Source organism: Acetobacter sp. (assembly GCF_047721705.1).
In the GTDB taxonomy this organism is placed as follows: Bacteria; Pseudomonadota; Alphaproteobacteria; order Acetobacterales; family Acetobacteraceae; genus Acetobacter.
Genome location: NZ_JBDNXK010000072.1, coordinates 1 through 16337, shown reverse-complemented (window position 1 = coordinate 16337; position 16337 = coordinate 1). Strand labels below are relative to the sequence as shown.

The following is a 16337-nucleotide window of genomic DNA, read 5'->3' as shown; positions in this document are numbered from 1 at the left end:
GATCGAAGTTACACCGGAACCGGAAACACCTGACGTTCCTCCCCCGCCCCCGGAACCTGTCTTTGTAAACACAATCCGCTGGGCTTTTACGCGCCTTGATGCGTGAAGCGTTTGCCGTAGCATTCTGACATGAAAATCCTCGAAGTCACGAACGTTGATTTTTCACTGCGGCATTTTCTGTTCCCGTTGATGCGGGAACTGCGAAAGCACGGCCATCAGGTCATCGGGGCATGTTCGGAAGGACCGCTTCTCGCTGACGTCCGCGCTGATGGCTTTCGGGTCGTTCCCGTGCCAATGGCCCGTTCATTTTCACCAACGGCACAGATTCGTGCCTTTCTCGCGCTGGTCGCCCTGATCCGTCGTGAAAAACCAGACCTCGTGCATGCCCACATGCCTATCAGCGGCCTACTGGCCCGATTTGCCGCCAAGCTCTGTGGCGTTCCCTGTATCGCCTATACCTGCCATGGCTTTCTGTTCAATCAGCCCGGCTCTCTTTTTCGTCGCGCTCTGGCTCTTGGTCTTGAATGGCTGGCGGGACGCATTACCGATATCTACCTGACCGTTTCGCAGGAAGAAGCGCAGGACGCTCGCCGACTGCATATTCATCGCCATGCCCAAGCAATCGGCAATGGCCGTGATCCGTCCATTTTCCGTCCCAACCCGCAAGCGCGGGCAAAAATCCGGGCCGAACTGGGCGTTTCAGAGGAACAGGTCGTTATTGTCGCGGTATCTCGTCTGGTCCGGCATAAAGGATATCCCGAACTGCTCGCCGCCATGGAAAATGTGCCCAATGCTGAATTGTGGATCGTCGGCGAGCGGCTCAGCAGTGACCACGGCTCAACGCTTGAGCCTCATTTTCTGCGTGCAGAACAAGTGCTTGGCAGTCGCCTGCGCATGTTGGGATATCGTACCGACATTCCAGACATTCTGGCTGCCGCCGACATCTTCACGCTGCCCAGTCATTTTGAAGGGCTGCCGATGTCAATCATAGAGGCCATGCTCACGGGCCTTCCTGTGGTTGCGACAGATATCCGTGGACCACGTGAGCAAGTTGTCGACGGAGAAACCGGCCGTCTCGTGCCTTATGGGCAAGAAAAGCCCCTTGCTCTTGCCCTGTCAGCTCTTGCTCATGACAAGCGTGTGCGCCTGGAAATGGGAGAGGCAGGAAGAAAACGAGCAACGCGCCTGTTCAACGAAACAACGATTCTCTCCAGGACGGTTGCTCTTCTAGAAGCAGGCGCTGCTCTCAGCTGTCAGAAGAATCGCCAGCCCCGCTTGTAAAACCGGGCTGGAGAAGATCGCTGATAAAATTGTAATGCGGCGAAAACTGTGACGCCAGATAATAGCAGACAAGCGCGAAACAGAATGTCGATCCGTAAAGCAGGATTGCTTTTGGCCAACTGATCCGAAGACCAACTTTTGCCACAAATGTGCCCAGCCACAGGCCGTAAATGTCGCTTGTGAGGACAACGGCGGTGCCAAATCCGGCATTGCCCGAGATGGATGAAAACATCACGCTGCCCATCGCGAGAGCTGCCACCGACACAAAAACAGTGACCCACTCACACCAGATCGCAGCAGTCGCGTAGCGCAGCCAGAGTTCTTCCCGCCGCCATTTCTTTGCAAAAAAATGGGAGAAAACGGGCAATGCCAACAATGTGCAGAACGAAAGCTCCACCCGGACCATACCCAGCACGGGTTGCTTCTGAAGGGCTACCGTCAGCAGCCCAACAATGCACATCGCAAGCCCCGGAGCCAAAGCCGCAAGCAGGTTATCGACCCGGGCGCCAAAGCGCTGAATGCCCTCCGCACGACCACAGGCCAGCAAGGTCATACCTTCAACGATCGACTTCGGGTTTGGCGTATCGCTCCTGAGACCGCTGTTCACGCCACCGTCCTTTCAAGTAACTGCTCATAGATCAAGGTCAGTGTATTGAGGTCGGAAACCGCAACATGTTCGTCGATCTGATGCATGCTCGCGCCAACGAGCCCAAATTCCGCAACCGGGCAATACTGCGCAATGAAGCGCGCATCCGATGTGCCACCACCGGTGTCGAGACGCGGCGTTCTGCCGGTCACACTTTCCACGGACGCTTTCAGGGCTTCCACGTCCTTGCCCGGCTGCGTCAGGAATGACTCACCGCTGATACGGGCTTCCACCTGACAGTCCGGGGCATGTTTACGGCAGACCTGCTCGATCCATTGCTCTAGAGAAGCACCTGAATGCAGATCGTTGAAACGGATGTTGAGACGGGCGACTGCTTCTGCCGGAATGACATTTGTCGCACTGTTGCCAACGTCAATGCTCGTGACCTGCAAGCTGGATGGCTCGAACCATTCAGATCCCTGATCCAGAGGCTTTTCCGTAAGCTCGGACAGAATCCCGATCAGGCGATGAACGGGATTATCGGCCCGATGGGGATATGCCACATGCCCCTGCCTTCCCCTCACCGTGATGGCAACATTGATGCTGCCACGACGCCCGATCTTGATGACCTCACCCATACTGACCGGATTTGTAGGTTCACCGACCACGCAAAAATCAGGAATCTGATTATTGTCCTTCATCCATTCCAGCACTTTCTTCGTGCCGAAACGGGCCGGTCCCTCTTCATCGCCGGTGATGAGAAGGCTGATCGAGCCATGGGGCTCAGGATACTTGGCCAGAAAGGCTGATACGGCCGCAACAAAGGCGGCTATGCCGCCTTTCATGTCGCATGCCCCGCGTCCATAGAGGATGCCTTCCTCCACGGCCCCAGCGTAGGGATCATGCCGCCATCCGTTTCCACCCGGCGGAACAACGTCCGTATGACCGGCAAAACACAGATGCGGGCCACCTTTCCCCCGACGAGCGAAAAGATTGGGCGTACGTTCGTCCCCCTCCCCAAAAGGGAGGTGAACGACATCGAACCCCATGCCGCTCAATGTCTCGCCGAGAGCAATCTGCGTTTTACCGGGGTCAGGACTGACCGAAGGACAACGAATCAGATCTGAAGCAATGGCGGTGACGTCGAGCGTGGATGTCATCAACGATACTCAGTCCCGGAGCAGATCATTGATAGAGGTTTTGGACCGTGTGCGCTCATCCACACGCTTGACGATGACGGCACATGCCAGAGACGGATTCGGCTGTCCCTTTTCGTTCAGAGGTGTCTTCGCAGGCAGTGAACCCGGCACGACGACGGAATAGGCCGGCACGCGCCCCATGTGGATTTCACCTGTCGTACGATCGATGATTTTCGTCGAAGCGCTCAGGAACACACCCATGGAGAGCACCGAACCACGCTCCACAATCACGCCTTCCGCTACTTCCGAACGGGCGCCGATGAAGCAATTGTCTTCAATGATGACCGGAGCAGCCTGCAAAGGCTCCAGCACGCCACCGATTCCAGCGCCGCCACTGATGTGGCAGTTCTTGCCGATCTGAGCACAGCTACCGACCGTCGCCCATGTATCGACCATCGTGCCGGAATCGACACGAGCACCCACATTCACGAAGCTCGGCATCAGCACGACGCCGGGTGCAATGAACGCGGAACGACGAACTACCGCTCCCGGAACCACTCTGAATCCGGCCTCGGCAAAGCGTGCGGCATCCCATGCCGCGAATTTGAGAGGCACTTTATCGAAAGCGGGTGCGCTAGCCGCGCCTCCATCAATGATGGCATTATCGAACAGACGGAATGAAAGCAGGACGGCCTTTTTCAGCCACTCGTGAACCACCCAGCCCGTTTCAGTCGGCTCAGCAACCCGTAGGCGGCCTTCATCAAGGGCTTGCAGAGCTGTTTCGATTGCAGACCGGTCATCGCCAGTCGTGGCAGGAGATACGCCAGCACGCTCTTCCCATAGCGCTTCGATCCGGGTTCTGAGTTTTTCTTCGCTCATCGTCTTCCACATTATATCGCTAAACAAGGCCCTGCCGACAGGCCCGGACAGGCGCTCGGTTGCCGGACCATGCTGTTCGTCGCCTCTTCTGTCAACGCAGTAGCCTTTCGCGCGGGCCGTTAACGGTCTCGCAACCTTTCGCGGGTGAAATGCGGAAGCATGAACACCACGCCTTCTTCCTCCGCTTCTGAGTCGCCTATGCCTGAGCAGGACGGCAAACTCATGGATGCTCTTCTTGCCAGCCGTAGACGCTGGAAAAGTCTTGCACAACTGGTTGCGGATTTCATTTTTGAAACAGATACGGAAGGCAATTTTACATTCTTTGAAGCCGGTCCGGCTCTGGGCTGGAATGATCAGGAACTGATTGGCGAACCGGGCAGACGGTTGCTGCCTTTCATCAATTCCACTCCCACTCCCGACCCCTTCCTCACCCACAGTGTGATCCGCAGCAGACGCTGCTGGATCAAACGAGTTGATGGCAGCTTTGGCTGCATGCTGATTTACGCCATGCCCCTCCAGTCTCCGACTGGGCAGCATGCGGGCGTACGGGGATTGGGGATTGATGTTTCGGCGGAAGTCAGCGCCAACGCAGATCTTGCTGTATCCCGTCTGCATAGCGAGATTGTGCGTCGCATTACTGCCACGATGCGCTCCCGGGCACTTTCAAGGCTTGGTATCCCACCTGCTTTCGACGAACTCGCGGCTCTCCTTGGTGCTTGTGGTGGCATTCTCATTTCGGAACGACCCGAAGGGAAAGCTGATAATGATGAAGAAGATTTTGAAGATGAGATCGTTCATCATCTATCAAGCGGCAATCAGGATTTCGATTCCCAAATTGAAAAGCTTCTCCGGCAGATGGATGGAAGCGTTTCATTTGAACCGGTCATCAAACAGATTGATGGTCATGACGTAATTTTCTGCCGCAGTCGTGTGCGCTATAACGCCCCAGCCGCGATGGCGCTCTGGCGCAATAATCTTGGCGTCTGGTCGCAGGACGACGCCAATCTGGCAGATGCTGCCTTGGCAACATTTGCCTCTGCTCTCGAAATGAGCGCTCTCAATCGCGCACTCGCACGCAATGCGCGTTTTGATCCTCTTACGGGGATGCTCAACCGGGACGGTCTCATTGCCGAAATAACCCGTCGTCTGCCCCGTCTGGACCGTGAGCGCTTGTCCGGAACCCTGCTTGTTATCGGGTTGGACCGTTTCTCAGAAATCAATACCCGTTTCGGCTTCGAGGCTGGCGACAGCGCGCTTCAGCAGGTCGCATCCTATCTGCGCGATGCCATTCGCCCCACCGATCTCGCCGGCCGTCTTGGAGGAGATATTTTTGGTCTCTGGCTGGATGGAGCCGATCATTTTGTCGCCGCTGAACGTGCCGAAGCTTTTTGTCAGCACGGAGCAGCCATTTTCCTCTCTGAAGCCGTCACCCTGACATTTTCTGTCGGTCTCGCTGCCCGCAACTGGGAAACCGGCGAAAGCGTGGAATCTCTTATCGATCGTGCAAGCTTTGCCATGCGCAGTGTCAAGCTCGCTGGAGGCGCACGCTGGCACACCTCATTGGAGGAGTCCTCCCCATGAATTCTTCATTAGACCCAAAATTCTTTCAGGTTCTTCCAACACGCTCTCTTTCCTGCGCACCTGCAAATATTGCTGGAGGCACTCTTCAGACCAAGACACGCTCGCCTGTGCCTATGGCAAGAAAAAAAAACCTTCCTTGGCCCAAGCTAAGGGAGCGTATCGCAGCGCTTAGACCTGATTTCAGCGAACAGCAGCTCACTACAGTCTCTGATTCCCTGCAGGAATTCTTGAATGCACTGATGAAAGAAAATTGGCAGCGTGCAAAACAGGTTATTGCACATGCCACGGGAGAAGCTCAGGCCATTTCAATTATTGGACCACTCTCTGAACCGACATTTTATGCGGATAAACTTACAGGTGAAATCGAAGACGCTACGTTAGAAGAAGTACTTCAGAGACTTGAATCTGGAGTAAAACTCTCAGTTGGCGACATGAAGAAGCACGCTTCACCCCTGTCGCTGGCTACCAAATCTCTGGCGGATCTTGAACCTGCTCTGGATGAAATGGAAAAAACGCCCGACCGGCCGTCTGCACTGGATTATGCCTGCATTACGGTTGTGAAGGCCTTGGTCCGTGAGCGGTGCCGCAACCTGATTGCGTCCGTACGCCATAAAATCGAGAAAGACCTTTCCTTCGAACTGGCAGCAACCACTGAACTGGTGAAAACGCCATCACCAACGATAAGCACGGTGATGAATGACGACGTTGTCAATCTTGCTACGCAAGCGCTGCATGAAGACAATATTGATGCGATTGTCGAATTGCTTGCCCGCGTACCGAATTTTGCAGCAGACGTCGTAAGGGACGCTCTGAATGGACGTAATGCGCGCGCTATTACTGCGCTTGCGTGGAAGGCTGGTTTGCCCGCCTCTCTTGCCACCGCGATCCAGATTCATCTTGCTCTCGTGCCGCCAACGCGGGCCATTCAGCCTGCTTCCGATGGCATCTCCTATGCGCTGACATCACGGGAACTGAATTGGCAACTCGATTTTCTGAGAGAAAAATGTATGGCGCTGGCAGTCTGAACAGAATCGTTCAGTCACCTTGTGTCGCCAAGGTGTCTAAAAAGCCCTGCAACATGTAGGTCGCGGCTAATTTATCGACGAGATTTTCCCGGCGTTTCCGGGAAAGATCGCCTTCTTGGATAATCGCTCTATTCACTGCGCTTGAAGACAAACGCTCGTCGCATAAAGAAGTAGGTAAGCCCGTCTGCTCAGAAAGAGCCATTGCCCAATCTCGAGCTGCCTGAGCGGCCGGACCGAATCCCCCATCCATGGAGAGAGGAAGACCCACAACCAACGCTCCCACTTCCTGCTCACGAGCGATTTGTCCAATTTCCCGTGCCATAACGGAAAGCTTACCCCGCTTCAGCGCACCATAAGGGGAAGCCACCATTCGCATGACATCGGACAGAGCGAGTCCGACAATTTTTTGTCCCGGATCAATCCCTATCAGCCGCTGGCCTGTCCTGAGCTTCGCATTCAGGTCACGTATATTGAACAGTGTCATACTCTAGGGGTATGGTGCGCCACCGGCGGGAACGCCAGTTTTTTTTCCATGATTTGAGAGTGTCTGCTTCATGTCGCTTGATCTCGCGACCACGAGACGCATTGCCAAGCTCGCCCGCATCGGGCTTGACGACCAGGAAATCGAAGCTGTTCGCACGCAGCTCGGAGGTATTCTCGGCTGGATCGAGATCCTGAATGAAGTTGATGTCGAGGGTGTACCGCCCATGATCGGCACCAGCGTCAACGCCGCCCTGCAGCCCCGTGAGGATGCCGTGACCGATGGCAACTGTCAGGACAAGGTGCTGTCGAACGCCCCGGACCGTGAAGGTCCCTTCTTCACCGTGCCGAAGGTGGTCGAATAATGCTGACTGGTCTCACGATCGCACAGGCCGCTGAAGGTCTGCGCAAGAAAGAATTTTCCGCTGTCGAACTGACGAAGGCACACACCGACGCTGTCGAAGCGCTGAACGGTCGAGTGAACGCCTATATTACTGTCACGTCCGACCAGGCGCTGGAAGCGGCGAAAAAAGCCGACAGCACGTTAGCTAACGGTGACGCGCCTGCACTGACAGGCATTCCGCTCGGCATCAAGGATCTATTCTGCACCAATGGTGTGCGGACCACAGCCGCCAGCAAGATTATCGGCAATTTCGTGCCGCCTTACGAAAGTACCGTTACGGCAAAACTGCTCGAAAACGGCGCGATTTTCCTTGGCAAGACTAACCTCGACGAATTCGCCATGGGGTCCGGCAATCTGACGTCGGCCTTCGGCAGCGTCGAGAACCCGTGGCATCGCAAGGATGATGCGTCCGTTCTGGTTCCGGGTGGCTCGTCGGGTGGCTCAGCGGCAGCCGTCGCCGCCCACATGGCGATGGGCGCGACAGGCACCGATACCGGTGGCTCCATCCGTCAGCCTGCCGCTTATTGCGGTATCGTCGGGTTGAAACCGACTTATGGTCGTTGCAGCCGCTGGGGCACCATCGCCTTCGCAAGCTCACTCGATCAGGCCGGTCCGATGACCCGTTCTGTTGAAGACGCCGCACTCATGCTGGCCGCAATGGCCGGACACGACCCAAAGGACAGCACCTGCTCCACTGAGGCCGTTCCTGATTACCGGGCAGCGTGCGGTCGCAGCCTGAAGGGTCTGCGCGTCGGTATTCCGGCAGAATATCGCGCTCCTGGTATGTCGGAAGAAATTCTCGCCGTCTGGCAGAAGGGCATCGACATGCTTCGTGAAGCGGGATGCGAGATTGTGGATGTCTCCCTGCCCCACACGAAATATGGTCTCGCGACCTATTACATCATCGCGCCGGCCGAATGTTCGTCCAACCTCGCCCGTTATGACGGCGTGCGGTTCGGTGAGCGGGCCGAAGGCGCGACCAGCCTTGACGATCTTTACGAAAAGACCCGTCACAACGGCTTTGGCGAGGAAGTCCGTCGCCGTATCCTGATGGGCACCTACGTGCTGTCCGCCGGTTACTACGACGCCTACTACCTCAAGGCCCAGAAGGTTCGCACACTGATCCAGCGCGACTTCACGCAGGCTTTCGAGAAAGTCGACGTGCTGCTGACCCCCACCGCACCAAGCGCCGCTTTTGCCCGCGACGAGAAGCCGGAAGATCCTGTGCAGATGTATCTCAACGACATCTTCACCGTGCCTGCCAGCATGGCCGGACAGCCCGCCATGTCGGTGCCGGTGGCGCTCGATGGCAAAGGCCTACCGCTCGGTCTCCAGCTGATCGGCAAGCACTTCGACGAGGAAACGATCATCGCGGTCGGGTCCGCTCTGGAAAAAGCCGCCGGATTCACGGCCCGTCCGGACCTGCGTGCAGGAGTGAGCGCATGAGCTACACGATTGAAGGCAACACCGGCGCGTGGGAGATCGTCGTCGGTCTTGAGGTTCACGCTCAGGTCATCAGTAAGTCGAAGCTGTTCTCCGGTGCGTCCACGCTTTTCGGCGGTGAGCCAAACTCGCATGTCAGTCTGATTGACGCTGGCTTTCCCGGTATGCTGCCGGTCATCAATCAGGCCTGCGTCGAACAGGCGGTCCGCACGGGTCTCGGCCTGAAGGCGCGGATCAATCTGGAAAGTCGCTTCGACCGCAAGAACTACTTCTATGCGGATCTGCCGACCGGTTATCAGATCAGTCAGTTCGAGCACCCGATCATCGGCACCGGTGTCGTGCAGATCGAGCTTTCCGACGGTAGCACACGCGATATCGGCATCACGCGCCTGCATCTTGAGCAGGATGCGGGCAAGCTGATGCACGATCAGGACCCGAAGCGCTCCTTCGTGGACCTCAACCGTGCGGGCGTCGCGCTGATGGAGATCGTTAGCGAGCCGGACATTCGCTCCCCTGAAGAGGCCGGAGCCTATGTCCGCAAGCTGCGTCAGATCCTGCGTTACCTCGGCACCTGCGACGGCAACATGGAAGAAGGCTCAATGCGTGCCGACGTGAACGTTTCCGTTCGCAAGAGCGCCAGTGAGCCGTTCCGCACGCGTTGCGAGATCAAGAACGTCAACTCGATCCGCTTTGTCATGCAGGCGATTGAGATTGAGGCTGCCCGCCAGATCGAGATCTGGGAGTCCGGTGGCGAGGTCGATCAGGAGACACGCCTGTTCGATCCGCACAAGGGTGAGACGCGCTCGCTGCGTTCCAAGGAAGACGCGCACGATTACCGCTACTTCCCCGACCCTGACCTTCTGCCGCTGGTGATCGAGCAGAGCTGGGTGGATCAGATCAAGCAGACACTGCCGGAACTGCCGGACGAAAAGCGCGCCCGTTTTCAGCAGGATTACGGGATCACCGCTTATGACGCGGGTGTTCTGGTTGCAGAGCAGGCAACGGCGGATTTTTATGAAAGTGTCGCCAAGGGACGGGACGGCAAATCGGCTGCCGCATGGGTCACAGGCGACTTCTTCGCGGCGCTCAACCGTACGGGCAAGTCGATTGAGGAAAGTCCGGTCAGCGCAGCCAATCTGGGCGCGATGCTCGACCTGATTGCTGACGGCACGATCAACGGCAAGATCGCCAAGGAAGTGCTCGAAGACATGTTCGAGACCGGCGAGGCTCCGCTGGCTATTGTGGATCGTAAAGGTCTGCGTCAGGTCACGGACACGGGCGCTATCGAAGCGACAGCTGATGAGATCATCAGCAAGAACGCCGACAAGGTGGAGCAGTATAAGGGTGGCAAGGACAAGCTGTTCGGCTTCTTCGTCGGGCAGGTGATGAAGGCGACAGGCGGCAAAGCCAATCCTGCCATCGTTAACGACATCCTGCGCAAAAAACTCGACAGCTGATACAGGCAGGGCGCGGAAGCAATTTTCCGCGCCCTATTTTTCACTAATTTTCTAAAAGATACTGTTTCAGAGCAGAACGAGGTTATCACGATGGATCAGTTCATCGTGCCCTTCCCAACCGAGAATTTCTTCAAACTCGTCCGAACGATGCCCAAGAAGTCGGCGGGCTTCATCAATCGGATAGGCGGACAACCCGCGTCCAACCTCGGTTCCATCTTTATTGACAACGCGTACAAGATCACCGCGGGAAAATTCACCACTCACGGTGACGACGCCTGCCGGCAGAAGTGAACCGCCCTGAGTGAGCGCCCTTAACGCACCTTCATCAATCACGACATCGCCCATCGGCGTCAGGCCACCAGCAATCCAGCGTTTTTTCGATGACCTGCTGTCCGTACAGGGGAGAAACCATGTGCAACGGGCACCGTCACGAAGTGCAGCCAGGGGATGCGGACGTTTGCCAAGGGCAATCGCCATGGCACAACCGGACTCCGTTGCGATATGCGCTGCGACAAGCTTCGTCCGCATGCCTCCGGAAGAGTAACCCGGAGGTGGCGCACCGCCCATCTCGTCGATTTCAGCAGTCAGCGTCTCAACCACCGGGATGTGTTGCGCATCCGGGTTCGTGCGTGGGTCCGCCGTGTAAAGCCCATCAATGTCGGACAGCAGAATAAGCTGATCCGCATCAATCATCTGCGCTACACGGGCTCCCAGCCGATCATTGTCACCAAAACGGATTTCCGCTGTTGCGACAGTATCATTTTCATTGATCACTGGAACGCAGCCAAGACCCAGCAAAGTGTCCAATGTCGCCCGCGCATTGAGATAACGCTGCCGGTCTTCCGTGTCCTCGGGCGTCAGCAGAAGCTGTGCTGCCGTCAAACCACGCTCGGAAAGCACGCTGGTCCAAGCCTGCGCCAGACGGATCTGGCCCACCGCAGCAGCAGCCTGCTTCTCTTCCAACCGCAGCTTTGCCTTCCGTGTCAGGCCCAGCGCATGACGGGCCAGAGCAATCGCGCCCGAAGACACGAGCACCACTTCCGTGCCTGCCGCCCGCAAGGCTGCAATATCATCCGCAACACTGGCCAGCCACGCTTCCCGAGGTGCCGCGCGTTCAGGATCGACCAGAAGGGCGCTGCCTATTTTCACCACGACGCGCCGGGCATTTTTCAGGCTAGGCACAAGCGAGGTATTCACGGTGATACTTCTCTGTTTTCTTCCCGTTCGGCGCGTGTCTCCGCAACAATCGTGTAAAGCGCACGGAGCACTTCATCCACGCCCTGTCTTGCGACGGCTGACATGACCATCACCTTCACACCGGAAGCTTTTTCAAGCGCACGCTTCCGCGCCGATAGCTGCTGGGGCGTCATGGCGTCCGCCTTGTTCAGAACGATGATTTCCGGCTTGTCAGCCAATCCACCACCATATTCTTCAAGCTCGGTGCGAATGGTGCGCCATGCTTTGACAACATCGCCAGCAGCCCCGTCGATCAGATGTAGCAAGGCCGCGCAGCGTTCCACATGACCAAGGAATCGGTCTCCCAGACCCGTTCCTTCATGCGCCCCCTCAATCAGCCCCGGTATGTCGGCCAGCACGAATTCTTCCGTCATGGACAGACGCACAACGCCAAGCTGTGGATGGAGAGTTGTGAAAGGATAATCAGCAATTTTCGGACGCGCGGCAGACACTATGGACAGAAATGTCGATTTCCCGGCATTGGGCAGCCCAACCAGACCCACATCGGCAATCAGCTTCAGACGCAGCCAGACCCAGCGCTCTTCTCCCGGCCAACCCTTGTCAGAACGACGAGGCGCGCGGTTGGTGCTGGTCTTGTAATTGGCGTTGCCATAACCGCCATCGCCACCGCGGCACAGAACGATCCTTTTGCCGGGGGCATCGAGATCGGCCAGCAGGGTTTCACGGTCATCATCCATGATCTGCGTGCCGATTGGCACCTGAATGACGACGGGGGGCGCAGCCGCTCCTGTCCTGTCCGAACCCGCCCCATTGCCGCCTTTTTTTGCGCGGAAATGCTGGGTGTAACGGAAATCGATCAGGGTGTTGAGATTGGGGACGGCTTCGAACACGATATCCCCTCCCCGACCACCATTACCGCCGTCGGGACCACCGAATTCGATGTATTTTTCGCGCCGGAACGCGGTAACGCCATCGCCTCCGTCACCGGAACGCACGTAAATTTTGGCCTGATCGAGAAACTTCATCACCGTTACCCTGCATCCTGAAGGAGCCAGAGCACCAGCAGGGATACAAAAAGGGCCGATCCAAGATGGACCGGCCCCTGTCTTGCGTCTGAACGCGGGATACCCCGCGCGGGACCTTTACTCGGCTGCGATCGGGAGAGCCTCGACCGAAACGTGAACGCGGTTATCGCCACGGCGCTGGAAGCGGACGCTTCCATCAGCCAGTGCGAACAGCGTGTGATCACGACCGACACCAACGTTCGCACCCGCCAGCATCTTCGTGCCGCGCTGACGAACGATGATGTTGCCAGCAATGACCGCTTCACCACCGAACTTCTTCACACCAAGGCGGCGGCCTGCGCTGTCGCGTCCGTTACGGGATGAACCGCCTGCTTTTTTTTGTGCCATAAGACTTACTCCTTAAAGAACGTGCGTAGCTGTGATCAATCTCCAAGGGAGAGATCAGGCAGCCTTGATCTCGCTGATACGCAGCACGGTGACCGGCTGACGGTGACCATTCTTGCGACGGCTGTTCTGACGGCGACGCTTCTTGAAGATGATGATCTTCGGCAGACGATCCTGAGCGACGATTGTGGCCGTGACGCTTGCACCCTGAACCAGCGGCGCACCGATGGTGGCCCCGGCTTCACCGCCGACAGCAAGCACTTCGGAGAAAGTGATGGTCGAACCGGCTTCACCCTCAAGCTTCTCAACCTTGAGCACGCTGTTTGGCGTAACGCGATACTGTTTGCCGCCGGTGCGGATAACTGCATACATAATAAACTTATCTCTTCCCGATCAATCGACGTCTCGCGGCGCTTTAGCGCAGGCGCTCCGTCCAGTCGCTTTTTTTCGTTGACCGCATCATTCACGGCGGCCGGCTCCGCCTTATGCTGACGGAGTGGCGCTTTTACGCGGGAGAGAGGATTTACGTCAACCAAAATTGTCGCTTTTCGAAAATGCCTCTTGTGCTGCGCCTCAATATTCCCTACATGCCCATCCCAACGACGCCTCAGGGCGCGTGGAGAGGTGCCAGAGTGGTCGATTGGGGCGGTCTCGAAAACCGTTGTGCCTTATGGGTACCGTGGGTTCGAATCCCACCCTCTCCGCCAGATAAATCAAAAATTCCCGGATTTTTCAGAGAGTTATCTGATTTATCAAAATCGATCCCACCTTGGGTCCCACCTTAAAAAATGCGTCATCGTGCAGCGCCCGGACGCGATATGCGTCGTCCTGTAAATTTATCGATGCGACCTGCTGACTGAAATCCTGTGTTTCTCAGGGGCATCCAGATAATCTGAGGACGCAACTGAAGCAGCAATCCGCAAAAATTCGCTCAGAAATTTCTTGAAATCGTCGTCCGTGTTCGGCTAACGTTCTTAAGTTAGCTGACACTACAGTCTGCAAAACTTCTAGCAAGCCCAGAAGGCCCTCTGCCACTGCTTCAAGCAGAGACCTTGTAGAACCCTGAACGCCGAAAAAACCAAACGAAACTAGTATCATCGTTGGTCCCATGAGGGGCTGGTTGGAAAGGCGTGTCATGAGTTCTGTTTTCCCTCTCCGTCGCTCTGACGACATCTTCATAACGCGTCGGGAAGCTTCCGAGCGACTACGCGTGTCCCTCTCGACAATCGACAGATATGTCGCAGCGGGCGAGCTCGAACGATTGAAAATCGGTCCAAGGCGAACTCTGTTTCGACTGCGCGATGTCGAAAGACTCGTTCGTCGTGACGGCAGCAATTCTCCTGCCATGCAGATCACGCTGAGCGACCACTGTTCATAGCTGCTGATTTCATCAGCGCAGGATATCTGCGGATTTTTCCTTTCTGTGATGAAAGCTAGCGCTATGTTTGACGTCGCTGAGATTGATTTTGCTTGGGACAGCCCTTGGGACTCCCTGGAGATGAAAAGCGTCTATCAGGACATCGTTTTCTGGATCCTGTGTGATATTACTCGGGAGATTGATCCCTATTACAAGATTAATTTCTACAAAATAGATGATCCTGATGATATATTTGCAAGACCAACTACCGTAAATGACTTACATAACTTATTCGGGGCATGTCCTTCGGAGATTTCTAAAGGATGGTTCCTATTCAACAGAACAAGCAGTAATTTTTCAGACACTAAGGTTTTTGAGATACTCAACACATTTCTTTTCCTGAAAGACAAATCTACGATTGCACAGCCAACGGTAGATGAAATCATGGAGCTTTTGTTTGCCCGTGCTTCGCATTGGTCAGAGAAACTGACGATTGAAGATCTCCTGCTGCAGCTGACTTCTGGCAGGATGATCCAGGTCCATAATCAGTCCCAATCTGGGGGGCTGCCTCTGAACGTTATCGCAGAGCAAGTCCTGTTCTACAAAAGGCCGATACGATCTGATGAGCAGCGTATTCTTGCACGCGCTTTGATTGATCTCGGATGGCGACGGCATCGTACCGCCCAGACTCGCCGATGGATTGCTCCCCCTGATTTTCCGAAGAGAGATCCTGGTAAACATCGGTGGTATTACAGGTGAACACGTCCGCCAAAGCACGGTGACTTCGCGGGTACCTTTGCACGCGAGAAAGCATCACGCAGGCGACTATCGCGGCGTTTTACGATCATCATAGCCCTATCGCCCGGGTTTGATCTGACCAGCATGAGGATCGATAGATACCAGCAGAAACGGCTGGTGACTGCGGAATTGTCCCTGATGGAACATCGAAAGACGATCCAGTTGCGCGACGGGCAGCCAGAGACGACCGTCCGGAGCGAGACACGGTGCATCCGCCCAGTGCAGACGTGGGTCCGAGATCAGTCTCTTGATCTTCCCGGAAACGTCCCTTCGATAGACACCGTCATCCTTCAGGTTGGTAAAGTAGAGATTTCCTGCAGTATCCATGGCGCTGCCCCCGATTGGAGGTAAATCTGCCCACGGCTGAACAGCCGCAGACAGATCAGTTGATGACACATTAGGATCATCGAGCAGTGCTGTCGGGATGCGGGACCATGGCCCTTCAAGCGGCCCGAAATACAGCCATTTCCCGTCCGGACTCACTTCTAGCGGATCGACGTTCACCAGAAGCGGCTGATGCAGGTGGCTCTCCACGACGTGTCCATCCATGACAATCGGTCGATCTGTCCGTGCGCGTGTGGAAACATCGTTGTCCAGAACACGACGTGCATGACCTGTTTCGACATCAAGAACGATCAGGGCGGCCTTGCCCGCATCCGTCAGATAAGCATGCCTCCCGTTGAAACGGATATCGTCGATATAACTGCCTGCCTTCGCGATTTCTGGGCCCAGAGGATAGATCCGCAGCACATGACCTGTTGCCGGATCAATACGGACCAGTTTGGCTCCCTTGGGTACGGGTGGACCTCCAAAAGACGGAGTTCCAGTATCAACAACCCAGAGCTTGCCGTCAGGAGCGACATGGAGGGCGTTGACGCTGACAAACTGATGCGTTGCATCCCGTCCGGATTTCCAGCCATTCCAGTCAGCATCTGGAAACGGCTCTATCTTTCCATTCTTCGTCAGAAGACCTACGGCCGGTCCGGAAAACCCGGTCCAACGTGGGCCTGCGACAAACACATGACCGCCTGAAAACGCCACGGCGTTCCAGTCCATGGCCGTAGTGGTCGCCTCAATCCTGATGGTCTGGGCACGCAACGGGGCGGAATGCGCGCAGGCTACAACGAATCCCGTGAAAACGGCAATGGCGATCCTGCGAAGGCCTCTTTTTGGGAAAGCCTGCCGTGGACGCTGTTTCATGACTCCCATGCCTTCAGATCCCGGCAATAAAGCCGGACGGCGTACCATCGGCAGGATCCACGAACACCACGTCATCCGGGGCGCGTCGCGGCGTGTCGATAG

General features: G+C 56.2%; 17 protein-coding genes, 1 tRNA gene and 1 pseudogene. 9 read left to right on the top strand and 10 right to left on the bottom strand.

Annotation, left to right across the window (positions count from 1 at the left end; genetic code table 11):
- Nucleotides 1-129: 129 nt before the first annotated feature.
- On the top strand, nucleotides 130-1281 hold the full coding sequence (locus ABF824_RS12080) for a glycosyltransferase family 4 protein (protein WP_415489292.1): 1152 nt from the start codon (nucleotides 130-132) through the stop codon (nucleotides 1279-1281).
- Here ABF824_RS12080 and ABF824_RS12075 read toward each other — a convergent pair.
- From ABF824_RS12075 to dapD, 3 genes are read right to left on the bottom strand one after another with little or no spacing between them, the layout of a single operon-like run.
- Nucleotides 1247-1888 (bottom strand): hypothetical protein, encoded by a 642-nt coding sequence (locus ABF824_RS12075; RefSeq protein ID WP_415489291.1) that lies wholly within the window; start codon nucleotides 1886-1888, stop codon nucleotides 1247-1249. The two genes, ABF824_RS12080 and ABF824_RS12075, sit on opposite strands and share 35 nt — an antisense overlap.
- Nucleotides 1885-3027 (bottom strand): succinyl-diaminopimelate desuccinylase, encoded by a 1143-nt coding sequence (gene dapE, locus ABF824_RS12070; protein WP_415489290.1) that lies wholly within the window; start codon nucleotides 3025-3027, stop codon nucleotides 1885-1887. Before dapE ends, ABF824_RS12075 begins: the two co-directional genes overlap by 4 nt.
- Before the next feature lie 9 nt (nucleotides 3028-3036).
- Nucleotides 3037-3885, bottom strand: coding sequence for a 2,3,4,5-tetrahydropyridine-2,6-dicarboxylate N-succinyltransferase (dapD, locus tag ABF824_RS12065; protein WP_415489289.1), 849 nt, complete (start codon nucleotides 3883-3885; stop codon nucleotides 3037-3039).
- Between the two features lie 159 nt (nucleotides 3886-4044).
- Here dapD and ABF824_RS12060 point away from each other — a divergent pair, with 159 nt between their 5' ends.
- Both ABF824_RS12060 and ABF824_RS12055 read left to right on the top strand, forming a co-directional pair.
- Nucleotides 4045-5466 carry a diguanylate cyclase domain-containing protein gene (locus tag ABF824_RS12060; protein WP_415489288.1) on the top strand — a complete coding sequence of 474 codons (1422 nt, stop codon included), beginning with the start codon at nucleotides 4045-4047 and terminating at the stop codon, nucleotides 5464-5466.
- Complete coding sequence (locus ABF824_RS12055; protein WP_415489287.1) at nucleotides 5463-6491, top strand: hypothetical protein; 1029 nt, start codon at nucleotides 5463-5465, stop codon at nucleotides 6489-6491. The genes ABF824_RS12060 and ABF824_RS12055 overlap by 4 nt, the downstream gene beginning before the upstream one ends.
- Before the next feature lie 10 nt (nucleotides 6492-6501).
- Here ABF824_RS12055 and ruvX read toward each other — a convergent pair whose 3' ends face one another.
- On the bottom strand, nucleotides 6502-6975 hold the full coding sequence (ruvX, locus tag ABF824_RS12050) for a Holliday junction resolvase RuvX (protein ID WP_415489286.1): 474 nt from the start codon (nucleotides 6973-6975) through the stop codon (nucleotides 6502-6504).
- Between the two features lie 70 nt (nucleotides 6976-7045).
- On the opposite strand from ruvX, the gene gatC reads away from it, so the two are divergent.
- The 3 genes from gatC to gatB are packed head-to-tail and all read left to right on the top strand — an operon-like array spanning nucleotide 7046 to nucleotide 10274.
- A complete protein-coding gene (gatC, locus tag ABF824_RS12045; RefSeq protein ID WP_415489285.1) occupies nucleotides 7046-7336 on the top strand; it encodes an Asp-tRNA(Asn)/Glu-tRNA(Gln) amidotransferase subunit GatC in 291 nt (96 codons plus the stop codon).
- Nucleotides 7336-8820, top strand: coding sequence for an Asp-tRNA(Asn)/Glu-tRNA(Gln) amidotransferase subunit GatA (gene gatA / locus ABF824_RS12040; protein WP_415489284.1), 1485 nt, complete (start codon nucleotides 7336-7338; stop codon nucleotides 8818-8820). The genes gatC and gatA overlap by 1 nt, the downstream gene beginning before the upstream one ends.
- Nucleotides 8817-10274, top strand: coding sequence for an Asp-tRNA(Asn)/Glu-tRNA(Gln) amidotransferase subunit GatB (gene gatB, locus ABF824_RS12035; RefSeq protein ID WP_415489283.1), 1458 nt, complete (start codon nucleotides 8817-8819; stop codon nucleotides 10272-10274). The genes gatA and gatB overlap by 4 nt, the downstream gene beginning before the upstream one ends.
- A 66-nt stretch (nucleotides 10275-10340) precedes the next feature.
- Here gatB and proB read toward each other — a convergent pair whose 3' ends face one another.
- From proB to rplU, 4 genes are all read right to left on the bottom strand, one after another.
- Complete coding sequence (gene proB, locus ABF824_RS12030; protein ID WP_415489296.1) at nucleotides 10341-11477, bottom strand: glutamate 5-kinase; 1137 nt, start codon at nucleotides 11475-11477, stop codon at nucleotides 10341-10343.
- Nucleotides 11468-12496: a GTPase ObgE gene (gene obgE, locus ABF824_RS12025; protein WP_415489295.1), complete on the bottom strand. Its 1029-nt coding sequence runs from the start codon at nucleotides 12494-12496 to the stop codon at nucleotides 11468-11470. The genes proB and obgE overlap by 10 nt, the downstream gene beginning before the upstream one ends.
- A gap of 117 nt (nucleotides 12497-12613) precedes the next feature.
- The gene (gene rpmA, locus ABF824_RS12020; RefSeq protein ID WP_415489282.1) at nucleotides 12614-12883 is read right to left on the bottom strand and encodes a 50S ribosomal protein L27; all 270 of its coding nucleotides are present in this window, start codon (nucleotides 12881-12883) and stop codon (nucleotides 12614-12616) included.
- Between the two features lie 54 nt (nucleotides 12884-12937).
- Nucleotides 12938-13252, bottom strand: coding sequence for a 50S ribosomal protein L21 (gene rplU, locus ABF824_RS12015; RefSeq protein ID WP_415489281.1), 315 nt, complete (start codon nucleotides 13250-13252; stop codon nucleotides 12938-12940).
- A gap of 246 nt (nucleotides 13253-13498) precedes the next feature.
- On the opposite strand from rplU, the gene ABF824_RS12010 reads away from it, so the two are divergent.
- From ABF824_RS12010 to ABF824_RS12000, 3 genes are all read left to right on the top strand, one after another.
- A tRNA-Ser gene (locus tag ABF824_RS12010) sits at nucleotides 13499-13587 on the top strand.
- 428 nt (nucleotides 13588-14015) lie between these two features.
- Nucleotides 14016-14258 carry a helix-turn-helix transcriptional regulator gene (locus ABF824_RS12005; protein WP_415489280.1) on the top strand — a complete coding sequence of 81 codons (243 nt, stop codon included), beginning with the start codon at nucleotides 14016-14018 and terminating at the stop codon, nucleotides 14256-14258.
- 63 nt (nucleotides 14259-14321) lie between these two features.
- Nucleotides 14322-14996 (top strand): hypothetical protein, encoded by a 675-nt coding sequence (locus ABF824_RS12000; protein ID WP_415489279.1) that lies wholly within the window; start codon nucleotides 14322-14324, stop codon nucleotides 14994-14996.
- 96 nt (nucleotides 14997-15092) lie between these two features.
- Here the strand turns inward: ABF824_RS12000 and ABF824_RS11995 are convergent, their stop codons facing one another.
- Complete coding sequence (locus tag ABF824_RS11995) at nucleotides 15093-16091, bottom strand: L-dopachrome tautomerase-related protein (protein WP_415489294.1); 999 nt, start codon at nucleotides 16089-16091, stop codon at nucleotides 15093-15095.
- 157 nt (nucleotides 16092-16248) lie between these two features.
- Nucleotides 16249-16337: pseudogene (locus tag ABF824_RS11990) on the bottom strand (cupin domain-containing protein); the annotation flags it as partial.

What these genes read in the sequence shown, in the direction of transcription:
- ABF824_RS12080 (WP_415489292.1), top strand. Translation starts at nt 130, where the DNA reads ATGAAAATCCTCGAAGTCACGAACGTTGATTTTTCACTGCGGCATTTT.
- dapE (WP_415489290.1), bottom strand. Translation starts at nt 3,027, where the DNA reads ATGACATCCACGCTCGACGTCACCGCCATTGCTTCAGATCTGATTCGT.
- dapD (WP_415489289.1), bottom strand. Translation starts at nt 3,885, where the DNA reads ATGAGCGAAGAAAAACTCAGAACCCGGATCGAAGCGCTATGGGAAGAG.
- ABF824_RS12060 (WP_415489288.1), top strand. Translation starts at nt 4,045, where the DNA reads ATGAACACCACGCCTTCTTCCTCCGCTTCTGAGTCGCCTATGCCTGAG.
- ABF824_RS12055 (WP_415489287.1), top strand. Translation starts at nt 5,463, where the DNA reads ATGAATTCTTCATTAGACCCAAAATTCTTTCAGGTTCTTCCAACACGC.
- ruvX (WP_415489286.1), bottom strand. Translation starts at nt 6,975, where the DNA reads ATGACACTGTTCAATATACGTGACCTGAATGCGAAGCTCAGGACAGGC.
- gatC (WP_415489285.1), top strand. Translation starts at nt 7,046, where the DNA reads ATGTCGCTTGATCTCGCGACCACGAGACGCATTGCCAAGCTCGCCCGC.
- gatA (WP_415489284.1), top strand. Translation starts at nt 7,336, where the DNA reads ATGCTGACTGGTCTCACGATCGCACAGGCCGCTGAAGGTCTGCGCAAG.
- gatB (WP_415489283.1), top strand. Translation starts at nt 8,817, where the DNA reads ATGAGCTACACGATTGAAGGCAACACCGGCGCGTGGGAGATCGTCGTC.
- obgE (WP_415489295.1), bottom strand. Translation starts at nt 12,496, where the DNA reads ATGAAGTTTCTCGATCAGGCCAAAATTTACGTGCGTTCCGGTGACGGA.
- rpmA (WP_415489282.1), bottom strand. Translation starts at nt 12,883, where the DNA reads ATGGCACAAAAAAAAGCAGGCGGTTCATCCCGTAACGGACGCGACAGC.
- rplU (WP_415489281.1), bottom strand. Translation starts at nt 13,252, where the DNA reads ATGTATGCAGTTATCCGCACCGGCGGCAAACAGTATCGCGTTACGCCA.
- ABF824_RS12005 (WP_415489280.1), top strand. Translation starts at nt 14,016, where the DNA reads ATGAGTTCTGTTTTCCCTCTCCGTCGCTCTGACGACATCTTCATAACG.
- ABF824_RS12000 (WP_415489279.1), top strand. Translation starts at nt 14,322, where the DNA reads ATGTTTGACGTCGCTGAGATTGATTTTGCTTGGGACAGCCCTTGGGAC.
- ABF824_RS11995 (WP_415489294.1), bottom strand. Translation starts at nt 16,091, where the DNA reads ATGGACTGGAACGCCGTGGCGTTTTCAGGCGGTCATGTGTTTGTCGCA.